The following is a 26,178-nucleotide window of genomic DNA, read 5'->3' as shown; positions in this document are numbered from 1 at the left end:
ACCAAATAAATTATTCTTCCTTCAATCCGACCCAGTTTGTTTTTCCGTCTTCAGATGTTTCTACATCCACGTAAATTCCTAAAATATCTTCAGGAGTAATATCTCTTCCACCAAGACCTACGATGTAATTTACGGTCTTTTTATCTTTCAAAAATGATGCAACGTCCGCATAAATTGCACCTTTGTTCATACCAAGGCTTATGCTTTTATCGAGAATTGCAACATTTTTAGCATTTTTGAGTGCATCTTTAATCATTTCAACAGGGAGTGGTCTGTAGCATCTTATTTTCAATAAACCGATTTCTACGCCTTCTTTTTTCTTAAGGTCGATCATATCTTTAATGGTTCCACAAATTGAACCCATTGCAACAATTACGTTTTCTGCTTTTTCCAAATTGTAACTTTCAATGAGCCCGTTTCCGTAAGCCCTGTTGAATTTTTCTGCAAAAGCGTCGTGAACGTCTGCAATAACTTTTTCAGCGTTTCTCATTGCAGTTTCAATTGCGTATCTTGTTTCCATGTAGTAATTTGGATCACCAAGCGAACCTTGAGTCATTGGTTTTTTAGGGTCCAAGTATGCATGTTTTGGTTCATAACTTCCGATAAAATCGAGTACACTTTCCTGTTTTGGAAGAGTAACTGGTTCTACGGTGTGTGTTAAAATAAAACCGTCTAAATTTACCATAACTGGAAGAAGAACTTTTTCATCTTCTGCAATTTTAAATGCCTGAATAACCAGATCTAAAACTTCCTGATTGTCTTCAGCATATAGTTGTATCCATCCAGTATCTCTTTGAGATAAACTGTCTTGCTGGTCGTTCCAAATGTTAATTGGTGCAGATAATGCCCTGTTTGCATTCATCATTACAACTGGAACTCTCATTCCTGCTGCAGCAAATAAAACTTCGTGCATTAATGCTAAACCTTGTGATGATGTTGCAGTAAATGTTCTTGCACCTGTTGCACTTGCCGCAATACTTGCACTCATTGCAGAATGCTCACTTTCCACTTTGATGTATTCTGCATTTAATTCACCATTAGCTACAAAATCTGCAAGTTTTTCTACACATGTGGTCTGCGGCGTAATTGGATATGCTGCAATAACATCTACATCTGCAAGCTTTGCAGCTTCAGCAGCTGCAGAAGTTCCTGTGATAACTTTAACTTCAGACATGATATCCTCCTTAAATCAGTATTATTTTTCTTCCCTTTCTGTTTTTATCGCTTTTACAGGGCATTCTTTCTCGCAAATGAGACATCCTTTACAGTAGTCATAATCAATTTCGAATTTTCCGTCTTTTTCTTGGATGCAACCTTCAGGACAGAAAATGTAACAATTTTCACATTTTACACATTTTTCTTGGTCCAAAACTGGCTTGAATACTCTCCAGCTTCCAGTTTTATTGTTTGCTGAACTTCCAGGTTCATAAATAATTGTTCCTGTGTTTACCATATAATCACCTTTGAAATTACAGACCTTTTATTAAATTGTATGCTTTTTCTGCTGCTTCTGCATTTTTAGGTCCTAATTTACCAGGAAATGTTTCTAAAATTGCTTTTTTAAGTGATTCAATAGTAACTTCTCCAGTAATTCCAGCAAAAGCTCCACAAAGTACTGTGTTTACAATAGGAACCCCAAGAACTTCTAATGCTATTCCTGTAGCATCTATTGTTTGAACATCGTAACCATTTAGATCTATGTCTTTTAATGTGTTTATCAATATTTTTCCGCCGTCTTTAAGCCCGCTTGTAACGTCTACTGAATCCATTAATGTTGGATCCTGTACTATTACATAATTTGGTTCGTAAATTTGGCTCCTCAATCTTATTTTCTCATCGTCAATTCTTGTAAATGCCATTACGGGAGCCCCTCTTCTTTCCACACCAAAGAATGGAAAAGCCTGGCAGAACTTACCGTCGTAGAATGCAGCTTTAGCAAGAATTTGAGCCGCTGTTACTGCACCCTGTCCCCCTCTTCCGTGGAATCTAACTTCAATCATTAATTCACCTCAAAATAACCTCTGCAATGAAACCAAATTCATAATCATCATTATTAATCGTTACAATTATTATTATATAAAGGTTTTCACTATTCGCATATTGACGAAAAAATTCTCGAAAATATGCTAAAATGTTACGTTATTTAACGTTTTAATTTTTCACAATAAGAATTATGAATTCACAGTTATGTATAAAAGTATTAATCGTGAAAATGAATTAAAAATGGAAAATAAAAAAGATAATTTTGTGGTTAAATGGTAGAAATTGATAATATTATTACCGATGAAAAAATAGAAAATTACTTTGAAAGAACAAAAGAAGCAATATCAATTATAAAAAACGGATTGCCCCCTGAAAAAAGTCTTTTATCAGACGTTGCTTCCGACTTTTTGTTAATGATCGATTGCTATTTTGAAGATGCAAAAACATTTATAGATAAAGGGGATTATATAAATGCATTCGCTTCGTTGAATTATGCTTACGGCTGGATTGACGCCGGAGCACGGCTCGGAATTTTTAATGTAGGAGACGACGACGTGAGATTTACACTAGCAAAATAGCGAGATTTCGGTGAGATAACATGGGAAATTACCACGTAACATTGCAAGCGTCATATATTGCAAAAAACGTTGAAGATGTAGAAGATGCGATCGGGGTTGCAATATCCCAGATTGGAAAACTTCTAAATAAAGGAAGCTTGGACTACGTAGACATCGATGTTGGGCTTACCATATGTCCAAAATGTGGTGAACCAATTGATTGTGTACTCGTAGTTGCAAAAACTGCGATTGTAGGTATTTTACTTTCGATGAAAGTTTTTAATGCAGAAAGTCCTGAACACGCAGTAAGGATTGCAAAATCTTCAATCGGAAGAGCTTTAAAAGATATCCCGTTAGAAGACGTGGATGTCGTAGAAATCTAAATTTTTCTCTTTTTTTAAGTTTTAAACGAATTTTATATTGTAAATTTAATTTTTAATGATGATTTTCCGTTTTTTGATTATTATAATGATTAATTATGATATTTTTTTCAGAAAGTTATATAACTTATGTTCTTATTAGTAAACTATTGTACGTAAATTAAGATATTATATTCATAAAATATGAATAAAAAATAGAACTGGTGAGTTATGAAATCATTATATATGGTATTGTTAACACTGCTCAGCCCCCTTTCAAATGTCGTCGATATTGAAAACGAATATCAAATTACCGGCGTTTTGACTGTTGGAGTATATCCTGATCTAACCCCATATACCTATGAAGAAAACGGGGAATTAAAGGGGTTTGAGATTGATTTGATAAATGAAATAGCCAAAAGAATCGAGGTAACTCCAGAATTTATACTATATAATTACACTAACGAACCATACGAAGCGGTAAAAAACAAACAAATAGATTGTGCAATATCTTCAAACTTTTTATCACGTAATAATGACAATATAGAATATTCGAGAACGTATTTAAGTACCTATGAAGTATTAATGTGTGAAAAAAGTCAGAAATTCTTCAGACTCGAAGATTTGAAAGATAAAAAAATAGGAGTACTTAAAAATTCTAAAGCTGAAGAAAAAGCGAAATATCTTCTTAGAAGTATGAATTTTGAAATAATAACTTATGACAATCCAAAAGATATTGAAAATGACATTGGATCTGGAAATTTAGATGCTGCAATTTCAGATAAACACCACCTGAATTACATTCAGAAAGAAAGTGATTCATTGAAATTTGTCCAAGAACTCGACATCAAATACGTGAGTATGGTAATAAATTCTAAAAACCCTGAATTAACTGAAAAAATTGATGAAATTCTTCTGGAAATGGAAGAAGATGGAACATATCAAGAAATATACGATAAATGGTTTGGAAATCTAGAAAAATCTCTTTAATTTAATTATTTTAAAAACGGGAGGATACACATGATTAATGAAATAATTGGATATTCCATTGTAAAAAACACGAAAATATCATCTGAATTTTTAGCATACACTCAAAATTTTTCACGAACTATGAATTCAGATTTTAAAAAAGTCGATCCAATGCTTTATCTTGATTTAGTAATGGAAACCATGCACATATTTAGAATTCTTGAAGATGAACTCGATTCTATCTCGCTTTTAAATAATGAAAAAAACACTCTGGACTTATTTAAAGGATACAAAAAATGGAATTATTTAAAACCTTATGACAACAATTACATCATGTTTGCTACGCTAAAATCGGAAAAATTTGGAATTGAATACCTATTGCTAAAACCATCAGAATTAAAAAAGTTTGAAAATGACTTTGAAATTGTTTATTCAGCGATCTTGCCAAATAAATATGCGATAAAATCGTTATACCGAATATTTATGAAAGCCGCAAACAAACTATCGACATCTAAAAATTAATAAAAAAAATAATTTAATAATTTTTTTCAAACTCAATCATTGCACTGAGTACTTTTTCATCTTCAAGAGGTGCCCCTTGGATTTGTAATCCCACAGGAACCCCACTAATGTTACCACATCTAACAACTCCTGAACATATTCCGCAGATGTTTGTTGGAACCGTTAATACATCGTATGCATACATTTCCATCGGAGATAAATCTTCACCGAGTTTGTGTGGGAGCTTTGGTACAGTTGGGCCAACTATCAAATCAGCACTGTTGAAAAGTCCAAGCATTTCTTTTTTCATTGATTTTCTTGCTTGAAGTGCTTTTTTGTAGTATTTTCCACTGAATTCCTGTTCACTGATGTGTTTTCCGATCAAAATTCTCCTTAAAACTTCTTCGCCACAAGCTTCTTCGATGAATTCTCCGTATCTTCTTCCATCGTATTTTCTGGTTGCAGAGAAAAATTCAACGTAGTTTATGAGGTAGTAAGTTGGAAGAGCAAGATCAATATATTTGTAGCTTAAATCAACGATTTTACAGCCCATATCTTTGAAAACTTCAATTCCTTTTTCAATTTCATTTCTGATTTTTTCATCAGTTACGTCCATGAATTCTTTTACAACACCCACTTTGTAATTTGAAATATCCTTTTTTTCGAATTTCGGTGTTTCGAGTGAAGTGCTGTCAGACCTGTCAATTCCTTTTATTGCGTTTGTTAAAACTAATGCATCTTCTGCATTTTTGGTTAATGGGCCAATCTGATCAAAACTCATTGCAAGGTCGCACAAACCCTGTCTTGATACTACACCATATGAAGGTTTGAATCCCACAATTCCACAGTGGCTTGCAGGGTTTCTAATACTTCCCCCCGTGTCGCTTCCAATTGCCATATCACATAAATCTGCAGCGACTGCCGCAGCACTTCCCGAACTACTTCCACCAGGAATTCTATCCAATGCAGCAGGATTTTTTGTTGGACCATAACAGGATGTTTCACCACTGCTTCCGCCTGCAAACTCATCCATGTTTGTCATTCCAACAATCAACGCCCCCTGTGATCTTAATTTTTTAACAACAGTTGCATCGTAGGTTCCAACATATTTTTCAAGTGTTTTTGATGCACATGAAATTTTGTAGCCTTTTACATTTATGTTGGACTTTACCGCAACTATTTTTCCGTAAAGGGGTTTATTCTTAAGATCGTCGTTTTTTTCCAGTTCTTCTGCTTCTTTTAGAACTTTCTCGCTGTTAACATCAATAAAAGCATTAACATCAGACTTCTCGATTTTTTCCAAGTAATCGGAAACTCTGTCAGTAATCATTTAATCACCTAAATTACAAGTCCTATAGATTTATCCATTTTACGTATAAAAAAGTATTGAGACAAATTATCATTTCAAAACTCTAAATTGCAAAAATCACTGGTTTGAATTATTTCTTTAAAAATATAAAAAATAAAAAAAAGTATTGGATTGTTAATTAATTGTTAATTTAAGCGTTTTTGGTTTCATTTTTCCTTATTTCATTGAAAGCTTTTGTTTCGCTAACAACTACTCCGGAAAGTAATAATAAACCAATTAAGTTTGGAATTGCCATTGCTCCGTTTAAAGTATCTGCAATGTTCCATACAAGTGGTAAACTTGCGGTTGCACCCCAGAAAGCAACTAAAACGAATGCAATCCTGTACAACCTAATTCCTTTTGTACCAATTAAATATTCGAAACATTTTTCACCGTAGTAGGACCATCCAAGCACAGTTGAGTATGCGAAGAATACGAGACCGATTGTAACGATCAATCCACCCATTGGCATTAATGCATCGAATGAAGCTGCGGTTAAAGATGCACCTGTTAAGTCTGTAAGACCAGGGAATGCTTTTAAACCTGCGATTGTTAAAACTAATCCTGTAATTGAACATACAATGATTGTATCGAGGAATGTACCGGTCATTGAAACTAATGCCTGTCTTCCAGGGTGGTCTGTCTTAGCAGCTGCTGCTGCAATTGGTGCGGAACCAAGACCTGCTTCGTTTGAGAATACACCTCTTTTAACCCCCCACATGATTGCAGTACCGATTAATGCACCGAATCCTGCATCGAAGTTAAATGCTGAGGAGAATATTGTTGCAAAAGCTGGAAGAATGTAACCAATGTTCATTGCAAGAATTACCAATCCTGCTAATATGTAAAATACAGCCATGAAAGGTACGATAATACCTGTAGCTTTACCGATACTTTTAATACCGCCTAAAATAACTGCAGCTGTGAATACTGCGAGAATAAATCCTGTAATTAATGGATCAACACCGAAGTTTGATGCCACTGCATCAGCAACTGAGTTCGTTTGAACCATGTTACCAATACCGAATGCAGCAAATGCACCAAAGAATGCGAATGCAACCCCTAAAATTTTTCCAAGTCCGTGATCAGGGAGACCTTTTTCAAGGAAGTACATTGGACCTCCTGCCATTTCCCCGTTGTCATCAACAGTTCTGTATTTAATTGCAAGAACTGCTTCTGCGTATTTTGTAGCCATTCCGAAGAATGCGGTGACCCACATCCAAAATATTGCTCCAGGTCCACCGAGAACGTATGCAGTTGCAACCCCTGCGATGTTTCCTGTACCGATTGTTGCTGCAAGTGCAGTCATTAATGCCTGAAAGTGTGAGATATCCCCTTCTGAGGTTTTATCTTGATTTTTTGAAAATGCAAGTTTTAATGCGTAAGGCAAGGTATGAATTTGCATAAAACCCAGCCTGAGTGTTAAAAAGATCCCTGTACCCAAAAGGAGTACGAGCATATAGGGGCCCCAAACAAAACCATTAACGGTATTAACAAGCGAAACAAAATCCACTATATCCACTCCGAGTTTTTTTTCGATTTTTAATGTTTAATCATTACAGATATACCTTTCAAGTTATATGAAAGGTCATTTATATGAATTTTTATTTTGAATTTTGTGGTCACCGGAACGCATATTCCGGCAATATATAAATTGTGTAGATTGGTATATAAATGTAACGGATTTAAATACTTGAATTTATAGATTGTTAGGACTAAAAAAAAGAATTATTGTAGGTATTTTCTTGGAACTCTGCTTGCCACCATACAAACAAGTTCATAATTTATGGTTCCCAATTTTTCACCAAACTCTTCGATTGGTATTGTTTCATTTTCCTGAGTTCCAAATATTGTAACAACGTCTCCCACTTGAACATTTTCAATATATGAAACATCGATCATGCACTGATCCATACATATTCTGCCAATAACTGGAACCCTTGATCCATGAATCAAAACGTATCCGTTCTTTAGCATTCTTGTAAATCCATCAGCATAACCTATTGGAAGTGAGGCAATTTTTGAGGGTTTTTTGGTTTCAAATGTGCATCCATAACTTATTTTCGTGTTTTCTGGAACTTCTTTTACGTGAGTTACGAGAACTTTTAAACTCATCGCAGGTTTTAAATTAATCCGTTCTTTATGGACTAATTCTGAAGGGTAAAGCCCATAAAGGATAATTCCCGGCCTTACTAGATTAAGATGTGTTTCAGGGTGATCAATTATTGCAGCACTATTTGATGCATGTTTTATGGGGATAAAAATTTCATTTTCTTCAAGATCGTGCAAGAAATTCGTAAATCTTGAAAATTGCAAAGTAGTGTATGTTTTATCGGAATTGTCTGCATCGGCAAAATGCGTGTAAATTCCTTCAACTTCAATATTTTCTAATTCCATGATTTTTTGTATGGTTTCTACCGCATCTTTTCTGGGCAAAAATCCAAGTCTACTCATTCCTGTATCTACTTTGATATGGATTTTTGGATGTTTTCCTAATTTTTCGGCAGTTTTTTGAATTGAACTCGCAGTTTCAAATGAATAAACTGTTAAAGTTATATCATTTTCAACCATTTTTTCAATTTCTTCTTCAGTACAGTAACCAAATACTAGTATGGGACACGTTATTCCGGCATTTCTTAGTTCAAGAGCTTCGGTTGAGCGTGCAACTGCCAACCTATCGGCCCCGTTTTCGAGACATACTTTTGAAACTTCTACTGCACCGTGTCCATAGGCATTTGCCTTTACTACTGCCATTACTTGAGATTTGGGGTTTGTGATTCTTCTTATTTCTTCAATATTGTTTTTAATTGCGCTTAAGTCAATTTCTGCCCAGATAGGATGTGAAACCATGAACTCCACCTTATAAATTGAAAAATGTTGCTTTTTAATGAATAAAAAATAAGATGATTATTCATTTAAAGCTTTTTCTGCAGGCGTGTATGGGAGGTCGTGTGCTTTTGCCACTGCTTCGTAAGTTACTTTTCCGTTAAGTGTGTTTAATCCTTTTAATAATGCAGGGTTTTCAATTACTGCTTGTTTGTATCCTTTGTTTGCTATCTGTAATGCGTAAGGGAGCGTGTCGTTTGTTAATGCATATGTAGATGTTCTTGCAACTGCTCCAGGGATGTTTGCAACTGCGTAGTGGATAACTCCGAATTTTTCGTAAGTTGGGTTGTCGTGTGTTGTGATTCTATCGATTGTTTCGATTGATCCACCTTGGTCGATTGCAACGTCAACGATTACTGATCCTGGCTGCATTGATTTAACCATTTCTTCTGAAACTAATTTTGGAGCTTTCGCACCAGGAATTAAAACACATCCTACGAGTAAATCTGCTTTTTTAACTGCTTTAGCAATGTTGAAACTGTTTGACATTAAGGTTGTAACTTTGTTTCCGAAAATATCGTCTAAGTAAGCGAGTCTTCTTGTGTTAACATCTAAAATCGTTACTTTTGCACCCATTCCTACTGCGATTTTTGCAGCGTTGGTACCAACGATTCCACCACCCACAATTACAACTTCAGCAGGTTCTACTCCCGGAACACCACCTAATAAAACACCTTTTCCGCCTTCTTGTTTTTCCAAATATTGTGCACCGAGTTGGATTGACATTCTTCCTGCAATTTCACTCATTGGAGTTAAGAGAGGTAAGCTTCTGTCAGCAAGTTGAACTGTTTCATATGCAATACCTGTGATTTTTTTATCGAGAAGGGCTTGTGTAAGCTGTGGTTCTGGTGCCAAGTGCAGGTAAGTGAATAAGATTTGTCCTTCTTTGAAAAGTTCAAATTCTGATTTAAGAGGTTCTTTAACTTTAATGATCATTTCTGCAATGTCGAATACTTCTTTTGCAGTTTTTAATATTTCTGCTCCTGCTGCAAGGTATTCTTCGTCAGTGATTGCGCTTCCAAGACCTGCATCTTTTTCGATGTATACTTTGTGTCCTGCCAAAACGAAAGCCTCTACACCTGCTGGTGTGATAGCTACCCTGTTTTCATTGTTTTTAATTTCTTTTGGTACTCCAATTAGCATGTCAATCCCTCGTTATCTACATTTTTTGTACTTTTTTGATAAGTTACTGGCACCTAATACGGCAACATCGTATTTATCACTTTCAGAGGATTTTTGACTTCAGTTATATACTCAAGAATTAGAATGTAATAATTGGGCATTGGTTGTTCAAAAATGCTGCACATCCATTTTTTATAATAGAGCCCCATTATGAGAAAATTATGGTAAATTTATCAGAAATTATAAAAAAATGTAAAAATTTTATTATGGAAGAATGACTTATAGAATAAAAGAGATAAAATAAACCAATCAAACTGAAAATGGAAAAAATCATGATAATTTCGATAATCGGCGGAACTGACGGGCTTGGAAAATGGTTTGCATCATTTCTTAAAAACAGAGGATTTGATGTAATCGTATCTGGAAGGGATTTGGTAAAAGGAAAAGATGTTGAAAATGAACTTGGTGTAATTTATACGAATGACAACATCGATGCTGCAAAAAAAGGAGATATCGTAATAATTTCTGTTCCGATAAACGTTACAGAATCTGTTATTAAAGACGTTGCTCCGCATGTTAGGGAAGGCTCACTTTTGATGGATATCACTTCGATAAAAGAAAAGCCTTCAAAATTGATGAATGAACTTTCGAAAAGTGGTGTATTTGTACTCCCCACACACCCGATGTTTGGGCCAGAAACTCCTTCATTAAACAGGCAAGTTGTAATACTCACACCGACTGAAAAGGAAAAAAATCCGTTCTTTGAAAAAATCCATGAATTTTTGGAAAACGAAGGCGCAAAAGTAATTGTTGTCTCCCCAAAAGAACATGATAAAATCATGGGCGTAGTTCAGGGCTTAACCCATTTTGTATATATTTCACTTGGTTCCACGTTAAAGGACCTTGGAATCGATATAAAAGAATCCAGAAACTTTGCATCTCCAATTTACGAACTCATGATTAATATTATTGCAAGAATAATCGGCCAAAACCCCTATCTCTATGCAGATATCCAGATGCACAACCCGCAGATAAAAACTATCCATGATACATTCATTAAAAACTGCGAAAATATAAGTGAAATCGTCCAAAACAAAGATAGAGATAGTTTTGTAGAAAACATGAAAAATTCTGCAAAACATTTTGGAAATGAAACTAAAAGAGGACTTAACTGTTCCAACAAAGCAGTTTACGCAATTTCAAAAGAAACTGAAAAATTGATTAAATCTGTTGGAAAAGAAATCGGTTTAAAACATATTTATTCTGAAAACGTGCATTACGGTATTTTAAAAGAAGTTTATGCTGACAATATCGTTTTGAAACAGAACGAAAAGGAAATAATTCTAAATATTTCAAATGTTTCTTTGATGGAAAATAAGGAACTTGAAGACTGGAAAACTGAAAATTTAGAAAAATATTTCGTAGATATTTCAGTATTATTTAAAAAAGACATTGATTTAAGCATAATTCTTGAATTATTAACCCATAAATTTGAAATTGAAGTAATTGATAAATATTCTGGAGAAAAAATTGATGAAAATGAGTTGAGTGCAACTTTTAGAATAAATTCTTACGAAAAAGAAGATCTAAAAACATTAAAAGAAAATTTCAATGAAATTGTTGAAAATATCGGTGGAAAATTAAGATATTAATTTCTGCATATTATCCGAAAAACCGAATACTTTTTTAAATATATTTAAATCTATAAATATTATTTTGCAAAAATAAAAAAAGGAAAGGAAGGGGAATTACATCATTCCTGGCATTCCGCCCATGCCTCCCATTCCGCCCATGCCTCCCATGTCACCCATGTCAGGGCCGCCTCTTAATTTTTCTGCAGCAATTACGTCGTCGATTCTGAGTAACATTTCTGTTGATTCAGCTGCTGACTGGATTGCTTGTGTTTTAACTCTTAATGGTTCAACAACACCGTTGTCGCACATGTCTTCAACTTCTCCGGTGAATACGTTTAAACCTGCGCACTTGTTGCCGTTGCTTGCGTGTGCTGCTCTAACTTTAACGAGGATTTCGATTGCATCGAGTCCTGCATTTTCAGCTAAGGTTCTTGGGATTACTTCTAAAGCATCAGCGAATGCCCTAACAGCAAGTTGTTCTCTTCCGCTGATTCCTTCTGCGTATTCTCTTAATTTCATGGATAATTCAACTTCTGTTGAACCTCCACCAGCTACGATTCTTCCATCTTCGATAGTACATGCAACTACACCAACAGCGTCGTCCACTGCTCTTGCAACTTCTTCAATTACGTGTTCAGTTGTACCTCTGATGAGCATTGTAACTGCTTTTGGGTGTTTGCATTCTTCTACGAAGATCATTGAATCTCCGGAGATTTTTCTTTCTTCAACGAGACCTGCATCACCTAAGTCTTCAGCTGACAGGTCTTTGATGTTTGTAATTACGTTAGCACCGGTAGCTTTAGCTAATTTTTCCATGTCGGATTTTTTAACTCTTCTTGCAGCCATGATTCCTTCTTTAGCTAAGTAGTGTTGTGCTAAGTCATCGATTCCTTTTTGACAGAATAAAACGTTTGCACCGCTTGCTTTGATTTCAGCAACCATGTCTTTTAACATTTTTTCTTCTTGTTCGATGAATTCCATTAATTTTGCAGGGTCAGTGATTCTGATTTCTGCGTCTGTTTCTGTTTCTTTGATTTCGATTGCACAGTTTAAGAGTGCAATTTTTGAATCAGTTACTTTTTTAGGCATTTGAGCGCTTACTCTTTCTTTGTCAACTAAAACACCTTTGATTAATTCGGTGTCGTCGATTGATGCGCCTGATTTTTTCTCAATTTTGATTAAGTCTTTGTCAACTTTTCCTTCTTCGTCAACTACTGCTGAAACTGCATCAACGATGATGTCAGCTAATTTTTCTTTAGCTTTTTCAGCACCTTTTCCGGTGATTGAAGTCATTGCGATTTTGGTTAAGATTTCTTTGTCTTGAGCTCCAACTTCGCAAGCAATTGATTTTAATAATTCTTGAGCTTTTTGAGCTGCCATTTGGTATCCTTTTACAACAATTGTTGGGTGTACATTTTGGTCCAATAATTCTTCAGCTTTTCTTAATAATTCACCAGCAACTACAACAGCTGTTGTTGTACCGTCGCCGACTTCTTTTTCCTGTGTTTTTGCAACTTCGATTAACATTTTAGCTGCAGGGTGTTCTACACTCATTTCTCTTAAGATTGTAACACCGTCGTTTGTAACAACTACGTCTCCTAAGTCGTCAACTAACATTTTGTCCATTCCTTTTGGACCGAGTGTTGATCTTACTGTTTCTGCGATGATTCTTCCTGCTAAGATGTTCATTCTTTGAGCATCTCTTCCCATGTATCTCTTCATATTTTCAGGTAAAACTCCGGGTTGTGCCATAATTGCACCTCTGTTTTTCAATTGTTGATTGGTAAAATGTACTGCTTCGGTATGTATATGACTATGAAGGTATATATAAAGATTTTGATTTAATTTTTTTAAATGGCCTAAAAAAAAGAGTTATTCATTGAAATTAATAACTATAAAAAAGTAATATTCGTTTAAATAACAATAAAACATCAATTATTTCTTCAATTCTAAATTTAGCTCTTCAAACAGATCATCTTGACCTAAATCAATTTTTCCGTCATTTGCAAGATATAATGCAGGTAAAAAATTCTTTATAATCTCTTCTCTCGTCTTAAATTTATTTTGGAAAGTAAATTTTCCGCCCGATTTTTTAAGTTCCAAAACCAAAAATTCCATGATATCTGAAATATCGTCTTCTTCAATCATCTCTTCAACGAGATTGTAAAGTGCGGTTGGCCTTACCACTTCTCGTTTTTTCCTTGGCTTTGCATCCTTAATTTTTTTAAGTTCTGTATTAAGGGTACTGATCAGGCCATCTAACGTCATGCTTTTAGGATTAATATCTTTTGCAGGTTCTTTTTTAGATTTTTCAACCGTTTCAGGCTCGATGTAATCATCATCCCGATAGTCATCTTCGTAAACTTCTTCCTCTTCTTCGCTAAATGCAGTTTCACATTCTCCATAGAGTACCTGCGATTTTAACCTTAAAAGAATCCCTGCAACTAAAACAACATCTGCGGACAACCGTATATCAAATCTTCTAAGTTCTTTTATTGTTCCAAGGTATTCCTCCGTTATTTCAGAAATGTTGATATTCCATGGATCAACATCCTTTTTTTCGATGCTTTCTTTGATGATTCTAACCCAGAGGTCAAACTCCATTTTATCATTCCTTGAATTTTAGACGAAGAAATATAATGCAACTAGAGGAATAAAGATTGCTGCCCAAATTAAAAAGTTCCATCGCATAACCTTTGATCCATCAAATGGATATATCGGAAGCATATTGAAAAATGCCAAAAATACGTTTACATAATATCCAAAGCCTGCGATATCGATGTAGTATCCTGAATAATATATTGCAGGTATTGGAAGAACCAAGAATAAAACTGCGAGCGCAATATTTGTTAAAGGGCCTGCTATCGAAATTAATCCGTTTTCTTTTGTTGTTAAATAGTCTTTATGGACATACACGGCACCCGGCGCAATGAATGTAAATCCGAGAATTACTTTTAAAAATAACGCAATTCCAAGTCCCTCATACCATGCCCTAAATTCGCTCCATGCTCCAAAATGTCTTGCAACGGTCCTGTGTGCAAGTTCGTGAAGAATAAATGCAGTTCCAACTGTAAATAATGCTGCAACATACTGTAAAAGAAATCCTACACTAAATGATGGAAATCCTCTTGGCCAGACAACTACGAGAGCTATCGCAAGTGACGAAATCAGCAAATCTTTCAATTCGATGTTGTTAAATCCAAAAATTCCCTTAAATGAACTCATTATTTTTCACCAGATCAGAATACAAATATCCTCTTGAAAATACGTGACCTTATCTTTATTTAAACTACTTAAAATAGTAACTGCTTTTAACTTCAAATTATCTCTAAAAAATAAAAAAAAATCGTGTTTTATATCTTAAATATTGAACAGTTTTAAAAATAAAGATTAATTAATTGATTGGAACTTTTCTTTTGTATTTAATAGATACTATATCCCCGACATTTACGGGATTTTCCCCATCTGTTATTGTTTTTACAACCGTTTCATTGATATTAACTGATACTTTTTTATAATATCCAAAATCAACCAAAGATTCGACTTTTCCCTTAATATATTCCCCATTGTCGGTATCGTCGTGTTTTTTTACAAATATTTCTTCTGGAGCTACTGCAAATGATTCTTTTTCTTCGGTTATAACATTATATCCTAAAAAATTAGCTATTTTTTCATTTTTAGGAGTTTTAAAAATTTCAGAATCTCCAAAATCATTTAATTCCCCGTTTATCAATATTGCAATCTGGTTTCCAAGTGTTTTTGCTTCAACAAAGTCGTGGGTTATGTGAATTATTGGAACTAATTCTCCGATTCTTTTCAACTCAGAAATTACATTTTCTTTTATGTTCGTATCAAGTGCAGAAGTTGGCTCATCGAGAAGTAAAATTTTAGGGTCAAGAACAAGTGCCCTTGCAATTGCGACTCTTTGCTGTTCTCCACCGCTCAAAGTTGTTGGTTTTCTATTCAATATATGGGTAATTTTTAAAAATTCAGCAATTTCGGTTATTTTTTTCTCGATTTCCAATTTGGGGCATTTTCTAAGTTTCATTCCGTATGCAATGTTATTATATACATTCATGTGTGGGAAAAGTGCATAATTTTGGGGTACGTATCCAAAGTTTCGTTTTTCTGGAGGTATATCTGTTATATCCTCGCCATCAAAATATATTCTTCCAGAGTCTGGTTTTAAAATCCCAGTTATACACTGGATTATAACTGATTTTCCAGCACCACTTGGGCCAAGCAGTATGCAATAATTATCATCAATATCCAAATTTACACTCTTAAGTTGAAATTCTTTCCAGGATTTACATAACTTTTCTAATTTAAGCATGATGCACCCCAATTATTTCTTATTATAGCTCACAAGTCTAAATATTGAAAATAATACAATACTCAGCACAATCATAATTACAGAAATCGGTTTTGAAGAACTAAGTCCGTATTCATTAAATCTATCTAAAATTAACACAGGAGTAGTCTTTGGGAAGTATGCAACAATCAATATTGCCCCTACCTCACTAATACCTCTTGCAAATGTCAGAATACTTCCAGAAACAAGGTTATTTTTAATTAAAGGTAGCGAAACATTGAAAAATGTCTTTATTCTTGAGGCGCCAAGTGTCCTTGAAACATTTTCAAGTTCCTCCTCAACCATTAAAAATCCATCTCTTCCGCTGTTTACCATGTAAGGAAGTCCAACATAGAGCATTACAACAACAATTCCCCAGAAATTGTCAACAATTTCAAAACCGATGTCTTCAATCCCCCTTCCAATTGAAGTTCCGTAAAAGAAAGCCAAAATCATGATGCCGATTACAGAGTGAGGTATTGCCATTGGAATATCTATAACTGCTTCGACTACATTTTTTCCAATAAAATTGTATCTTGCAAGCATGTAAGATAAAGGAATCCCTAAAAAAATCGCGAACACAGTTGCAGTGCCTGCTGCTTTGATGCTTACAAGAAGAGATTTAATTACTTCTGAATCGTTAATTGCACCAGTTACATTTCCTGGATTAAATATCATATTTAACAGTGGAAGTAGTACAAATGCCAACAAAAATAGCGAAATTACCAAAAATAACAAATTAAATCCTTTGTCCGCCTTCAAATTATCACACCAAACCGTATTGTATTGTAAATAGTTTTGAATTAATATATTAAGGTAATGGTAATTATAATTCATTAATCGTTTTTCAAATAATACCCTTTTTTATAAAATAAGATTTGAAATTATCTATACTTCTAACTTATGGCTAATTTAGGTGATGTTTTATGCATTTTGTCGACGTTTTGAATATCGGAAAAGACATAATTAAGGCAAATAATAAAAATGCGGATAAAAACAGGAAAATATTGGAAAGTCACGGGATTGCAGCTTTTGATTTTATGGGTGCGATTGGAAGTGGTAAAACTCTTTTAATCGAAAAATTAATCAATGAATTAAAAGACGAATACAAAATTGCATGCATTGCAGGAGATGTTATTGCAAAATACGATGCTGGAAGGATGGAAAAGCACGGTGTTAAAGTTATTCCATTAAATACTGGAAAAGAATGCCACCTCGATGCTCACCAAGTAGGACATTGCTTCCACGATTTAGATCTTGATAATTTAGATATTATATTTATTGAAAACGTTGGAAACTTGATATGTCCAACAGACTTTGATCTGGGAACACACAAAAGAACTGTTGTTGTAAGCGTTACTGAAGGGGACGATACCGTTGAAAAACACCCTGAAATCTTTAAAACTGCAAATTTAACAATAATCAACAAAATCGACATTTGTGAAGCTGTTGGCGCTGATCCGCAAAAAATGTTAAACGATGCAAAGAAAATCAACAAAGATATGGAAGTTCTTTTAACTGCCATAAAACACGGGCAAGGTGTTGATGAAGTTGTTAATTTCATTAAAAAAACAGTTAAAGAAGTTAAAAATCAAAAATAACTAAATAAAAACTAAATTTCTTTGTTATATATTGTAAATTGACATTACTTCAACAAATTTTGGCTCTTTTGAAAGTTTTTCATACCACATACTAACTCCGACGTAAGTGCTTCCTTTTTTTCCAACAACATAATCACAATCGCATCCAATGTTTTCAAAACCGCTTTTAACCCCTTCAAATCCAAATTCATCGGAGTAAGTTTCTGAATCCCCAATTAACTCATTTATTTTTGCAACCATTTCCAAAATATCGTCTTCGGATGCCAATTCAAAACCATTTTGAACAAGTTTTTCGGTCAAATATTCTTTTATGGAGTTGTATTTTTCAAATTCGGAGTCTCTACAAACACTTCTTACTGAAAGAATACCTTCTTTATTTATTACCGGCTTCGATCCTTTAAAAGCTTCCATCGATTTTACAAGTCTTCCCATGATCATGTTCACATTATTCATAATATTCACCTAACTTTCAACTTCGTAACTGTTTTCTTTGGCTTTCTTCTTTATTATTTTAAAGGCTATTGATCCAATGATTGTAACTCCCATATATGATATCGACCTATCAAGAAGCGTTCCTGCTGCTGCATTTGAATAAGGTATTTTAAAGAACGAATACATTGCAATCATTGCAGTATCGCTTGTTCCTAGACCTCCAGGGAGCATTGGTAAAATTCCAACAAGTAATGCCACAAGGTACGTTGATGCAACAGAAATAAATGCTACATGCGTACTTATTGCAATAAACAGTACATAAATTCTAAATATATCTAATATCCACCATGCTGATGAAATAAAAAGTGCTGTAAACATTCCTTTTCGATTTCCCTTAAAGAAAATCATTGTTTTTTGGAATTTATCTATTGTATCCTTTATTTTCTGTTCATTCAATGTTTTTGACGAAAATTTAGTAACGACTTTCGCAATCTGGAGCGTTATTTTAAAAGCCCATTCTTTGTGCATTGCAAGGTAAATTATAAAAACTGTTAGGGCCATTACCAAAATCCATGCCATGAAAAAAGCTTGAGTGTAGACTACCCCACTTAAAGCGAAATATATTATTACAAAAAAGCTGAAAATCAAAAATATAACAGTATCGAGAATTCTTTCGATTACAACTGCTGAAAATGAAACATGATAAGGTATTTTTTCCAATTTTGATAAGTAGTACGCCCTAAATGGTTCACTGCCGCCTTTCATTGAAGGTGTTACGTTGTTTATAAACTGACCCATTGTGATTAAAAGAAGAAGATTTTTAGAACCTGCACTGTACCCATTTAATTTTAAAAGATAATTCCATCTCAGTGAAAGGACGTAAAGAGTCAATAAATAAATAAAAACTGCCAATAAATAAATTTCAACGTGTGCCGATGCTAAAACTGCATAGACCTCAAAAATGCCTATTTTGTAAATTATAAATGAAATTATAGAGATACCGAGCCCATATACAACAATGTTCCTTAAAAGCCTGTGCTGTTTTCTGTCCATCTGATCCCTAAAAAATAAAGTAGGTGATTTATTTTATTTAATTAGTATTACTTAATGCTTTAATACATATTGTATAATTCTCGAAAATGCAGGTCTTGAAATTGAAATTCCCATTAAAACACCTGCAATTGTGGTTATAGCAAACCCTTTGAGCATTCCAATACCCATTACAAACAATGGAAGCATTGCTGCAATTGTTGTAGCCGCTGCACCGAATATAATGAAGAACGCCCTTTTAATACTTTTGGTTACTTTTTTAGCTTCACCAGCAATTGTTTCGTCAGTGATAACTATCTGGTGATCAACACCCGTACCCACAGCCGCAATAATTCCTGCAATTGATGCAAGGTCAAGTTTCCAGTTAATAAGTGATGCAAAACCCAAAATTAACAAAACTTCTGAAAATCCAGTTATTAAAATTGGAAGAACTATCTTTGGATTTTTGTACCTAAATGAAATGACTGCTGCAACCGCAATGAATGCAAAAAATCCTGCAATTGCTGATCCTTTTATAAATTCTGATCCCAAAGTAGGGGAAACTGAGCTGATATATTCAATCTGTACTTTTACAGGAAGTGAACCAGATTGTAAAGCTGTGTAAATAACCCATGCTTCATCGATATCTTCTTCTGTAGGAGAAGATCCTGCAACAGTAATTACCTGACTTTGGTGTATATTTCCATCAGCAAGATCTGCTGAAAGAATCGGAGCACTTATCAAATTTCCATCCATGTAGAGTTCTACAGGATATCCTCCTTTTCCGTAGGCCACATCTGCAAAGCCTTGTGCCCCATCAAGAGTTAATTTAAATCCTACCCCATAACCCGAAGCAGTTATTCCGGGTTCCTCGACATAAGATATTTCCTGCCCAGTATATGCAGTTTGATTATTAATTATTGCTATAAATACCCCTTGTTGTGTTAATATTTTTTTTATTCTATCTAGATCTGCACTTTCAGGTATTTCAATAATTATCTCGTCACTGCCTCTTGGGTAAATCCTAACGTCACTAAGTCCGTTTGTATTGAGCCTGCTTGTTAATATTTCATTTACAACTACCATTTCAGAATCTGAAAGCTCAGTTTCAGTCTGCAATACTATTGTAGAACCACCACTTAAATCTACACCAAAGGAAATTCCCTTAAATGCAATAAGTAGCAAGGAAGCCAAAATACATACTAAAAGAATTATTACTTTAGGGTCTTTTAGCAATTTCATTCTATCTCCTCGTCAAATTACTTCCCTTTTTTGTATTCAGTCATATAGTATCTTAAAATTCCTGCATTTGTCATCCAGGTAAGCATTAAATCGCCAATCAATCCGATAAGAAGTACTGCTGCGATATTTGCAAGAACGTCTGCTGCAGGAACTACGAATGTAACTACGAGGTACAATACGGCCATTGCAAAAATCGTCGTAAGAGACATTGTTATTCCTGTTTTCATTGCACCAGCAATTCTTTCATCAAGAGTTCCGGTTCTTCTTTTCAACACTCTTGTTGTAAGCATGATGTCTGTGTCAACACTATAACCAACAAGCATCAAAAGTGCCGCAATTGTTGCAGTTGAAACTGGAATTCCAAATAAACTCATTCCACCAATCGCAATTGCCATGTCTGACGCTGCTGCGAGAATAACTGCCCCACTTGGAACAGGAGTTCTAAATATCGCATAAACTACAATTGCCATAAATATAAACGCAAATCCTACTGCTTTCATTCCTTCTTCCCAGAATTTACTGCTCAAAACTGAACCGATTTGTTTTTCAGTGTAGCTTAATTCTGAAAGATCATCCACATTAAAAAATTCCTTTACTACTGCCCTTACTGAATCTACGTCAGTAGCTAAGCCAGATTTAATTACCACAAACGTTCCGATTGAAGATTCTGATATTTTAACTTCTGAATCGGGCAGTTGTTCTTTCAATACACTTAAATCTGTGTTTTCGGATGCGAGGATGCTTATTTCAGTCCCCCCACTTACGTCAATGCTTTCTTTGAGCCCGTTTACAGATACAAGGGCCAAAGATAGTAGTGCTAAAATTATTGGAATAATTGTTAACACCTTATAGTTGATATTCATCCTTTCCCTCCAGAAATAGAGTTCATAACATCAATTATTTAAAAACAATATTATTTAAATATTTATGAACTATAAAAAACGAATATATAGAAAGAATTGGTGCTATTATGGAAACGGATTTAGGATACATTATTGACAAAATTATGGAAATTTCAGAAAATAAAGGTTTTAAAACCGAAGTATTTATCTCAAAAGGAAAACACTTCAGTTCAGAACTTGATGGAGAAAATTTAGATTCGATTGAGGAATCTGATGATTTTGGAATTGGAGTAAGGGTTATTAAAGATAAAAAAGTTGGATTTGCATATTCCTCTAAAAAAGATGTCGATGTAGTAAATAAGGCGATGGAAAATTTAATTTATGATTCTGATACAAGTTTCTCAAATCCTGGAAAATATGCACATCCCAAAGGAATGTTATACGGCAACGTCAAAACCCTATCTGAAAAGGAATTGATCGATGCACTTTTTGAAATGAAAGATATTTTAAAAGAAAATAAAATTACAACTGTAAGCGGTGGAGTTTCGAATTCTTACGACTATTCGAGAATTGTAAATTCAAACGGTGTTGATGTTGAAGAAGAAAGTACCTACTACTCTGCATCAATTGCTGGAATCAATAATGGGGAAACTGCATACGATTATTTAACAAAAAACAATATTTTTGATGTTAAAGAACTTGCAGAAAACGTTGTAGAATTTTTGAAAAATCCAAATGCGATAAAAACGGAATTTGAAGGAAATATCGTGTTGGATCAGAGGGCTTTAAACTCACTTTTAAGCTACACACTTATTCCTGCATTTAATGCTGAAAATGTTCAGAGAAACAGGTCAGTATTAAAAGATAGACTCGGTGAAGAAGTATTTGGAGAAAAAATCACAATTGAAGACGATGGAACGAGAGATTACTCGCTTTATTCAGCAGTTGTGGATGGCGAAGGAACTCCAACTCAAAAAACTATGCTTATTGAAAATGGTGTTTTGAAAAACTATCTCTACGATATCAAAAGGGCAAATATCGAAGAAAAAGAATCCACCGGAAATGCGAGCAGAGGATATTCAAGCTTTCCATCAGTTGGACCTACAAATATCGTAATTGAGCCTGTTGAAAAACAGGAAAACATTGATGAATATCTCTACATCAACACGCTAATTGGAACGCATACTGCAAACCCGATTACGGGAGACTTTTCAGTTGAAATCAGCAACAGCTACATAATGAAAAAAGGCGAAAAAACACCGGTCAAAAAAGGACTTCTTTCTGGAAATATCTTTGAAATCTTAAAAACTGCAATTCCACTCGATAGAGTTGAACAGAGAGGAAAATTAATTTCTCCACCACTTCTATTCACTGGAAAAATCCTCGTTTAATTAAAAATACTGATTAACTATTTTTTAATTTATTTTAAAAGGGGGTTTGATGAAGAATTTTGAAAAGCTGCTTTCGAAACTTGATATAAAATTTAATGATTTAAATATATTTAAACGAGCATTTATGCATTCTTCGTACGTAAATGAGCAAAAAAATACTAATTTAGAAGATAATGAACGACTGGAATATTTAGGGGATGCTGTTTTAGAATTAATAATTATTGAATACTTGTTTAAAAAAGAAAATTTATCTGAAGGGGAAATGTCAAAATTGCGGGCAAAATACGTCTGTGAAAGTGCACTTTTTACATATGCTAAAAAGCTGAATTTTAATAATTACATCCTTTTGGGAAAAGGGGAACTAAATTCTAAAGGATACAATAAACCTGCGATAATTTCAGACGTTTTTGAAGCATTTATCGCTGCAATATATTTAGATCAGGGTTTAGATTCAGCTAAAAAGTTTGTATATAATAACATAATTCCAATTATCGAAGAAAGTTCGAAAGAATTGTTTATTGATCATAAAACCAGATTGCAGGAATTGCCTGAATTAAACAATAAAACTATCAAATATGTAAAGTTAGAAGAAGCTGGAAAACCACACGATAAAAAATTTGTTATTGCCGTAAAATCCGGGCAAAAAATGCTCGGAAAGGGAATTGGAAAAAGTAAAAAAGAAGCTGAAATGAAAGCTGCTAAAAATGCACTTTTAAAGCTTGAAAAAAATAAAAATTAAATTAAAAATTTAAAAAAAGTTTAAAATTTATTCGAAAACAAATTCTACTTCAGTTAATCTTCTTTTAACTTCGTTTAAGATTCTGTCTTCTTCTTCGATTGAAATTTCGCCGTCTTTGAATGCTTCAAAGCATGCTGCCATCCTTACAAAGTTGCCTGCATCGTCCCAAGGCACAGTTGAAATAAGTTTTTCTTTTATCATAAATTGCGAAAACTCTTCAGCATTTGCAAATTTAGCGCCGTCTTTTGTTCCAATTGGGGCTTTTACATAGAGGTAGAATGTTCCTCCAGGCATTTTTGCGTTAAATCCTGCTTCTTTTAAGATTTTAACCATTTTTGAAAGTCTTCTTTCGTATTTTGCCCTTGTTTTTTCAGTGATTTCAGGGTGTCTTAAACAGTGAATTCCTGCTTTTTGGATTGGAATGAACTGTCCGCTATCGTAATTATCTTTAACTGCTGCAAAGCCCCTTACGATAAGTTCGTTTCCTGCAACGAATGCAAGTCTCCATCCGGTCATGTTGTATGCTTTTGAGAAGCTGTGAATTTCAACACCAACTTCTTTTGCACCTTTTACGGTAAGGAATGAAAGCGGTTTGTCGCCGTAAGTTAATGCAGCATATGCAGCGTCTTGAATAACAATTAAATCGTTTTCAAATGCAAAATCAACTGCTTCTTTGTAGAATTTTTTGGTAGCCTGTGCACCAGTTGGGTTGTTTGGGTAGTTTAAGTAGAGAATTTTTGCTTTTTCCCTAACTTCTTTTGAAATTGCATCGAGTTCTGGCAAGAAGTTATTTTTTTCCAATAATGGCAAGGTTTCTACACTTCCGCCATACCATTTGGTGTGTGTTGCAGTAACAGGGTATCCTGGAACGGTCATTAAGGTTACATCGCCAGGGTTGATAAATACCGATGTAATGTATGCTAAAGCAGGTTTTGATCCGATTGAGTGAACTACTTCGTTTACAGGGTCTAAATCTTTAACTCCAAAGACTTTTTCCATGTAAAGTGGGATTTCATCTTTTAATGCTTGAACACCGTTGTCTGAATATCCTCTGTTTTCGTGTTTTTTTGCTTCTTCGCATAAAACTTCAACTACGGACTCGTCAGCCATTTCATCAGGTTCCCCAACACCCATGTCGATTAATTCCATGTCGGGGTACTTTAATTTCGCAGCCTGTTTTGCTCTTTTAATTTTTTCGAATTTGTAGATTACATCTTCTTTTCCAAAGCTTTTGCCACCAATTCTTTCAGCGAACAAGTTTTGAATATAACTTTCCATTTTAACACCCGAATAAGTGATTTTTAGTAAATAATCGGTTTTCATATAAATAATAATGCATTTTAAAATATGTAAGTGGATAAATTAATTTCTTTCGCTAATTTCATTTATTTTAAAACGAAATAATTTCCAAGCTCAATTACGTTTAATGCCCACATTCTTAGATCCCTAAGTAATGCCGCATTATCCTCATAAAATTCATAATCAATATAAAATACATAATTTCCAATTTCTTTTTTGGAAGGTCGGGACTCAATCCGTGTTAAATTAACATTTCTATATTTAAATACGCCCAAAACTTCATAAAATGCTCCAGGCATGTTTTTATTTATTTCAATTACTATCGATACTTTATTTGGTTTTAAATTGGTTTTAAAATCATTATTTTTATTGCAGATTAAAAAAAATCGTGTAGTATTGTTTTTGTAGTCCTGAATGTTTTCATCAAGAACTTTTAACCCGTAAATTTCTGCATTTTCAACACCGCAGATTGCTGCAAGTTTTTCGTCCTTTTTCTCTGAAACAATTTTTGCAGCTTTTGCGTTGCTGTCAACTGGGGTTATATTCCAGTTATTTTTTGTAATGTAGTGCCCACACTGTGTGAGTGCTTGTGGGTGGGCTAAAACTTCGGTTACTTTTTTAATATCTATGCCAATTAAGCAGTGGTTTATTGAAACATCCACTTCACCGATAATTTTTACAGGAAACTCCAAAAGAAGGTCTTGTGTAAGCGACACTGAACCTCCAATTGAATTTTCAGATGGAACTACTCCAAAAAATTCAGAATTAGTTTCAACTGCCTTGAATACATTGTAAATTGAATCTTCAAACTGGATTTCGTTGTCATTTATCGCTTTTGAAAACGTAACAGCAGCCTTTTCAGTATAACTTCCCTTTGGTCCGAGACAGCAGATCATTTTTTCACCATTCTGCAAATTAAAAACTGTCCTTTAAATTTCAAAAAACTTGAAATCTTTTCATCATTTTTAAAAAATAAATTTATTATTCCTTTTAAAATAGGTTTTGGAAAAACCTTAAAGAAAGGATGTAAAAAATAAAATGATTTTATATAGTCTATTTTAAAATCTTCAGATTCAATATCGTTAAAATCAGATTTTGAAATTAAATTGTGAGGTATTTTCCATTCAACAAATATTTCGTCATTAATTATTGAATCAGAATTTACTACGATAAAATAAGCCCTTCCATTTGTTTTTAAAACCCGTTTTACTTCAAAAACTGCTTTTTTAAAATCGACATGCTCTAAAACATTGATACACAAGATTAAATCAAAAATACCATCCTTAAATGGTAAATTTTCAATACTTGCACAAATTTTATTTTTTTCTATTTTAAATTTTCTTAAAAGATTCAGTGAAAAATCGAGATAAATTGTATCAAAATCTTTTGTTAAGTCGTAAAATGAACCAAAACCGCATCCGCAATCGAGTACTTTGATATTTTTTGGGGATTTGGATAAAGATTTAAAAAAGTCATCTTTTGAAATTATTTTAAAAATGAGGTTTTCTTCAAACTCCATTAATACTTTTAAGTAATCAGGATACTTTGAAACATCCCAATTTTCATAAAAATCTTTTACTTTATCTGATTTTGATTTATTCATAAAATTTCACATTTAAGGCTGTAGACAATAGTGCCTTCTGGAAATACAGCTATTATCTCTTCCCTAATTTTTGCTAATTCATCATTGCTTAATTCTTTATCAACTTCCTTATCAAGACAAAACCCTGACCTGTAATAACATTCAGGTTCATAAATTGCTGCGAATTCGGGAAATTCTAAAGATAAAACTTTTAACTCTTCGCCCAAAAGTTCAACGAGTTTTTGAAGAACGCCTTCAAAATCTATTTCTTCAGGGTTGTAAAATACCCCATCTATCATCATTTTCATGCA

At 33.9% G+C, this 26,178-nt stretch carries 28 protein-coding genes; 8 read left to right on the top strand and 20 right to left on the bottom strand.

The annotated features are described in order from the left end of the window. Positions 1-10 precede the first annotated feature (10 nt). The 3 genes from porA to MMARC5_RS00365 are packed head-to-tail and all read right to left on the bottom strand — an operon-like array spanning position 11 to position 2,000. The gene (gene porA, locus MMARC5_RS00375) at positions 11-1,174 is read right to left on the bottom strand and encodes a pyruvate synthase subunit PorA (protein WP_011867850.1); all 1,164 of its coding nucleotides are present in this window, start codon (positions 1,172-1,174) and stop codon (positions 11-13) included. A gap of 21 nt (positions 1,175-1,195) precedes the next feature. Continuing rightward, on the bottom strand, positions 1,196-1,453 hold the full coding sequence (gene porD / locus MMARC5_RS00370; RefSeq protein ID WP_011867849.1) for a pyruvate synthase subunit PorD: 258 nt from the start codon (positions 1,451-1,453) through the stop codon (positions 1,196-1,198). A 16-nt stretch (positions 1,454-1,469) separates the two neighbouring features. Continuing rightward, on the bottom strand, positions 1,470-2,000 hold the full coding sequence (locus MMARC5_RS00365; protein ID WP_011867848.1) for a pyruvate ferredoxin oxidoreductase subunit gamma: 531 nt from the start codon (positions 1,998-2,000) through the stop codon (positions 1,470-1,472). A gap of 255 nt (positions 2,001-2,255) precedes the next feature. Between MMARC5_RS00365 and MMARC5_RS00360 the strand changes: the two genes are divergently transcribed. The 4 genes from MMARC5_RS00360 (at position 2,256) to MMARC5_RS00345 (ending at position 4,390) form a co-directional block, all read left to right on the top strand. Then, positions 2,256-2,561: a DUF357 domain-containing protein gene (locus MMARC5_RS00360; RefSeq protein ID WP_011867847.1), complete on the top strand. Its 306-nt coding sequence runs from the start codon at positions 2,256-2,258 to the stop codon at positions 2,559-2,561. Between the two features lie 20 nt (positions 2,562-2,581). Next, the gene (locus MMARC5_RS00355) at positions 2,582-2,923 is read left to right on the top strand and encodes a DUF555 domain-containing protein (RefSeq protein ID WP_011171453.1); all 342 of its coding nucleotides are present in this window, start codon (positions 2,582-2,584) and stop codon (positions 2,921-2,923) included. 207 nt (positions 2,924-3,130) lie between these two features. After that, on the top strand, positions 3,131-3,889 hold the full coding sequence (locus MMARC5_RS00350) for an ABC transporter substrate-binding protein (protein ID WP_011867846.1): 759 nt from the start codon (positions 3,131-3,133) through the stop codon (positions 3,887-3,889). A gap of 30 nt (positions 3,890-3,919) precedes the next feature. Beyond that, entirely contained in the window at positions 3,920-4,390 is a 471-nt protein-coding gene (locus MMARC5_RS00345; RefSeq protein WP_011867845.1) for a hypothetical protein, read from the top strand. Between the two features lie 13 nt (positions 4,391-4,403). Here the strand turns inward: MMARC5_RS00345 and gatA are convergent, their stop codons facing one another. From gatA to ald, 4 genes are all read right to left on the bottom strand, one after another. Next, positions 4,404-5,699: an Asp-tRNA(Asn)/Glu-tRNA(Gln) amidotransferase subunit GatA gene (gene gatA / locus MMARC5_RS00340; protein WP_011867844.1), complete on the bottom strand. Its 1,296-nt coding sequence runs from the start codon at positions 5,697-5,699 to the stop codon at positions 4,404-4,406. 169 nt (positions 5,700-5,868) lie between these two features. Beyond that, a complete protein-coding gene (gene agcS / locus MMARC5_RS00335; protein WP_048058428.1) occupies positions 5,869-7,230 on the bottom strand; it encodes a sodium/alanine symporter AgcS in 1,362 nt (453 codons plus the stop codon). Positions 7,231-7,445: 215 nt separating this feature from the next. Continuing rightward, positions 7,446-8,567 (bottom strand): alanine racemase, encoded by a 1,122-nt coding sequence (gene alr, locus MMARC5_RS00330; protein ID WP_011867842.1) that lies wholly within the window; start codon positions 8,565-8,567, stop codon positions 7,446-7,448. A 57-nt stretch (positions 8,568-8,624) separates the two neighbouring features. Further along, positions 8,625-9,746: an alanine dehydrogenase gene (gene ald, locus MMARC5_RS00325; protein WP_011867841.1), complete on the bottom strand. Its 1,122-nt coding sequence runs from the start codon at positions 9,744-9,746 to the stop codon at positions 8,625-8,627. A 311-nt stretch (positions 9,747-10,057) separates the two neighbouring features. Between ald and MMARC5_RS00320 the strand changes: the two genes are divergently transcribed. Beyond that, on the top strand, positions 10,058-11,377 hold the full coding sequence (locus MMARC5_RS00320; protein WP_196793254.1) for a prephenate dehydrogenase: 1,320 nt from the start codon (positions 10,058-10,060) through the stop codon (positions 11,375-11,377). Positions 11,378-11,473: 96 nt separating this feature from the next. Here MMARC5_RS00320 and thsA read toward each other — a convergent pair whose 3' ends face one another. The 5 genes from thsA to wtpB form a co-directional block, all read right to left on the bottom strand. Continuing rightward, positions 11,474-13,111 (bottom strand): thermosome subunit alpha, encoded by a 1,638-nt coding sequence (gene thsA / locus MMARC5_RS00315; RefSeq protein ID WP_011867839.1) that lies wholly within the window; start codon positions 13,109-13,111, stop codon positions 11,474-11,476. A 183-nt stretch (positions 13,112-13,294) separates the two neighbouring features. Next, positions 13,295-13,963 carry a segregation/condensation protein A gene (locus MMARC5_RS00310; RefSeq protein WP_011867838.1) on the bottom strand — a complete coding sequence of 223 codons (669 nt, stop codon included), beginning with the start codon at positions 13,961-13,963 and terminating at the stop codon, positions 13,295-13,297. 18 nt (positions 13,964-13,981) lie between these two features. Then, complete coding sequence (locus tag MMARC5_RS00305) at positions 13,982-14,584, bottom strand: site-2 protease family protein (RefSeq protein WP_011867837.1); 603 nt, start codon at positions 14,582-14,584, stop codon at positions 13,982-13,984. A gap of 169 nt (positions 14,585-14,753) precedes the next feature. Continuing rightward, on the bottom strand, positions 14,754-15,692 hold the full coding sequence (locus MMARC5_RS00300; protein WP_011867836.1) for an ATP-binding cassette domain-containing protein: 939 nt from the start codon (positions 15,690-15,692) through the stop codon (positions 14,754-14,756). Positions 15,693-15,704: 12 nt separating this feature from the next. Further along, positions 15,705-16,472, bottom strand: coding sequence for a tungstate ABC transporter permease WtpB (gene wtpB, locus MMARC5_RS00295; protein ID WP_048058427.1), 768 nt, complete (start codon positions 16,470-16,472; stop codon positions 15,705-15,707). Between the two features lie 164 nt (positions 16,473-16,636). Between wtpB and hypB the strand changes: the two genes are divergently transcribed. Next, positions 16,637-17,311, top strand: a complete 675-nt coding sequence (gene hypB, locus MMARC5_RS00290) for a hydrogenase nickel incorporation protein HypB (RefSeq protein WP_011867834.1) — start codon at positions 16,637-16,639, stop codon at positions 17,309-17,311. Positions 17,312-17,335: 24 nt separating this feature from the next. On the opposite strand, the gene MMARC5_RS00285 is transcribed toward hypB, so the two are convergent. From MMARC5_RS00285 to MMARC5_RS00270, 4 genes are read right to left on the bottom strand one after another with little or no spacing between them, the layout of a single operon-like run. Then, positions 17,336-17,764 (bottom strand): DUF2120 family protein, encoded by a 429-nt coding sequence (locus tag MMARC5_RS00285; protein WP_011867833.1) that lies wholly within the window; start codon positions 17,762-17,764, stop codon positions 17,336-17,338. 9 nt (positions 17,765-17,773) lie between these two features. Next, the gene (locus MMARC5_RS00280) at positions 17,774-18,796 is read right to left on the bottom strand and encodes a flippase-like domain-containing protein (RefSeq protein ID WP_011867832.1); all 1,023 of its coding nucleotides are present in this window, start codon (positions 18,794-18,796) and stop codon (positions 17,774-17,776) included. Positions 18,797-18,847: 51 nt separating this feature from the next. Beyond that, positions 18,848-20,014, bottom strand: coding sequence for a preprotein translocase subunit SecD (locus tag MMARC5_RS00275; RefSeq protein WP_011867831.1), 1,167 nt, complete (start codon positions 20,012-20,014; stop codon positions 18,848-18,850). A gap of 17 nt (positions 20,015-20,031) precedes the next feature. Continuing rightward, positions 20,032-20,877 carry a protein translocase subunit SecF gene (locus MMARC5_RS00270; protein WP_011867830.1) on the bottom strand — a complete coding sequence of 282 codons (846 nt, stop codon included), beginning with the start codon at positions 20,875-20,877 and terminating at the stop codon, positions 20,032-20,034. Positions 20,878-20,984: 107 nt separating this feature from the next. Between MMARC5_RS00270 and MMARC5_RS00265 the strand changes: the two genes are divergently transcribed. Together MMARC5_RS00265 and rnc are read left to right on the top strand one after the other, a co-directional pair. Next, the gene (locus MMARC5_RS00265) at positions 20,985-22,247 is read left to right on the top strand and encodes a TldD/PmbA family protein (RefSeq protein WP_011867829.1); all 1,263 of its coding nucleotides are present in this window, start codon (positions 20,985-20,987) and stop codon (positions 22,245-22,247) included. Positions 22,248-22,296: 49 nt separating this feature from the next. After that, a complete protein-coding gene (gene rnc, locus MMARC5_RS00260) occupies positions 22,297-22,986 on the top strand; it encodes a ribonuclease III (protein ID WP_011867828.1) in 690 nt (229 codons plus the stop codon). Positions 22,987-23,013: 27 nt separating this feature from the next. On the opposite strand, the gene MMARC5_RS00255 is transcribed toward rnc, so the two are convergent. From MMARC5_RS00255 to MMARC5_RS00240, 4 genes are all read right to left on the bottom strand, one after another. Then, on the bottom strand, positions 23,014-24,264 hold the full coding sequence (locus MMARC5_RS00255; RefSeq protein ID WP_011867827.1) for an LL-diaminopimelate aminotransferase: 1,251 nt from the start codon (positions 24,262-24,264) through the stop codon (positions 23,014-23,016). A 107-nt stretch (positions 24,265-24,371) separates the two neighbouring features. Next, a complete protein-coding gene (gene pheA, locus MMARC5_RS00250) occupies positions 24,372-25,181 on the bottom strand; it encodes a prephenate dehydratase (RefSeq protein ID WP_011867826.1) in 810 nt (269 codons plus the stop codon). Then, positions 25,178-25,888 (bottom strand): class I SAM-dependent methyltransferase, encoded by a 711-nt coding sequence (locus MMARC5_RS00245; protein WP_011867825.1) that lies wholly within the window; start codon positions 25,886-25,888, stop codon positions 25,178-25,180. The genes pheA and MMARC5_RS00245 overlap by 4 nt, the downstream gene beginning before the upstream one ends. Beyond that, entirely contained in the window at positions 25,885-26,175 is a 291-nt protein-coding gene (locus tag MMARC5_RS00240) for a hypothetical protein (RefSeq protein ID WP_011867824.1), read from the bottom strand. The genes MMARC5_RS00245 and MMARC5_RS00240 overlap by 4 nt, the downstream gene beginning before the upstream one ends. Positions 26,176-26,178 lie beyond the last annotated feature (3 nt).

The organism is Methanococcus maripaludis C5, assembly GCF_000016125.1.
Classification (GTDB): Archaea; AGJL01; Methanococci; order Methanococcales; family Methanococcaceae; genus Methanococcus; species Methanococcus maripaludis_D.
The sequence above is the reverse complement of the archived record's forward strand: the minus strand, read 5'-3'. Positions and strand labels throughout refer to the sequence as shown.

Excerpts from the sequence above, each read along its gene's own strand:
- ald (WP_011867841.1), bottom strand. The coding sequence starts at position 9,746 with ATGCTAATTGGAGTACCAAAAGAAATTAAAAACAATGAAAACAGGGTA.
- pheA (WP_011867826.1), bottom strand. The coding sequence starts at position 25,181 with ATGATCTGCTGTCTCGGACCAAAGGGAAGTTATACTGAAAAGGCTGCT.
- MMARC5_RS00310 (WP_011867838.1), bottom strand. The coding sequence starts at position 13,963 with ATGGAGTTTGACCTCTGGGTTAGAATCATCAAAGAAAGCATCGAAAAA.
- gatA (WP_011867844.1), bottom strand. The coding sequence starts at position 5,699 with ATGATTACTGACAGAGTTTCCGATTACTTGGAAAAAATCGAGAAGTCT.
- MMARC5_RS00305 (WP_011867837.1), bottom strand. The coding sequence starts at position 14,584 with ATGAGTTCATTTAAGGGAATTTTTGGATTTAACAACATCGAATTGAAA.
- MMARC5_RS00255 (WP_011867827.1), bottom strand. The coding sequence starts at position 24,264 with ATGGAAAGTTATATTCAAAACTTGTTCGCTGAAAGAATTGGTGGCAAA.
- MMARC5_RS00300 (WP_011867836.1), bottom strand. The coding sequence starts at position 15,692 with ATGCTTAAATTAGAAAAGTTATGTAAATCCTGGAAAGAATTTCAACTT.
- alr (WP_011867842.1), bottom strand. The coding sequence starts at position 8,567 with ATGGTTTCACATCCTATCTGGGCAGAAATTGACTTAAGCGCAATTAAA.
- MMARC5_RS00265 (WP_011867829.1), top strand. The coding sequence starts at position 20,985 with ATGGAAACGGATTTAGGATACATTATTGACAAAATTATGGAAATTTCA.
- MMARC5_RS00350 (WP_011867846.1), top strand. The coding sequence starts at position 3,131 with ATGAAATCATTATATATGGTATTGTTAACACTGCTCAGCCCCCTTTCA.
- rnc (WP_011867828.1), top strand. The coding sequence starts at position 22,297 with ATGAAGAATTTTGAAAAGCTGCTTTCGAAACTTGATATAAAATTTAAT.
- porD (WP_011867849.1), bottom strand. The coding sequence starts at position 1,453 with ATGGTAAACACAGGAACAATTATTTATGAACCTGGAAGTTCAGCAAAC.
- MMARC5_RS00285 (WP_011867833.1), bottom strand. The coding sequence starts at position 17,764 with ATGAATAATGTGAACATGATCATGGGAAGACTTGTAAAATCGATGGAA.
- MMARC5_RS00270 (WP_011867830.1), bottom strand. The coding sequence starts at position 20,877 with ATGAATATCAACTATAAGGTGTTAACAATTATTCCAATAATTTTAGCA.
- MMARC5_RS00245 (WP_011867825.1), bottom strand. The coding sequence starts at position 25,888 with ATGAATAAATCAAAATCAGATAAAGTAAAAGATTTTTATGAAAATTGG.
- MMARC5_RS00360 (WP_011867847.1), top strand. The coding sequence starts at position 2,256 with ATGGTAGAAATTGATAATATTATTACCGATGAAAAAATAGAAAATTAC.
- MMARC5_RS00355 (WP_011171453.1), top strand. The coding sequence starts at position 2,582 with ATGGGAAATTACCACGTAACATTGCAAGCGTCATATATTGCAAAAAAC.
- thsA (WP_011867839.1), bottom strand. The coding sequence starts at position 13,111 with ATGGCACAACCCGGAGTTTTACCTGAAAATATGAAGAGATACATGGGA.
- MMARC5_RS00275 (WP_011867831.1), bottom strand. The coding sequence starts at position 20,014 with ATGAAATTGCTAAAAGACCCTAAAGTAATAATTCTTTTAGTATGTATT.
- MMARC5_RS00280 (WP_011867832.1), bottom strand. The coding sequence starts at position 18,796 with ATGGACAGAAAACAGCACAGGCTTTTAAGGAACATTGTTGTATATGGG.
- MMARC5_RS00345 (WP_011867845.1), top strand. The coding sequence starts at position 3,920 with ATGATTAATGAAATAATTGGATATTCCATTGTAAAAAACACGAAAATA.
- MMARC5_RS00240 (WP_011867824.1), bottom strand. The coding sequence starts at position 26,175 with ATGAAAATGATGATAGATGGGGTATTTTACAACCCTGAAGAAATAGAT.
- MMARC5_RS00320 (WP_196793254.1), top strand. The coding sequence starts at position 10,058 with ATGATAATTTCGATAATCGGCGGAACTGACGGGCTTGGAAAATGGTTT.
- porA (WP_011867850.1), bottom strand. The coding sequence starts at position 1,174 with ATGTCTGAAGTTAAAGTTATCACAGGAACTTCTGCAGCTGCTGAAGCT.
- MMARC5_RS00365 (WP_011867848.1), bottom strand. The coding sequence starts at position 2,000 with ATGATTGAAGTTAGATTCCACGGAAGAGGGGGACAGGGTGCAGTAACA.
- hypB (WP_011867834.1), top strand. The coding sequence starts at position 16,637 with ATGCATTTTGTCGACGTTTTGAATATCGGAAAAGACATAATTAAGGCA.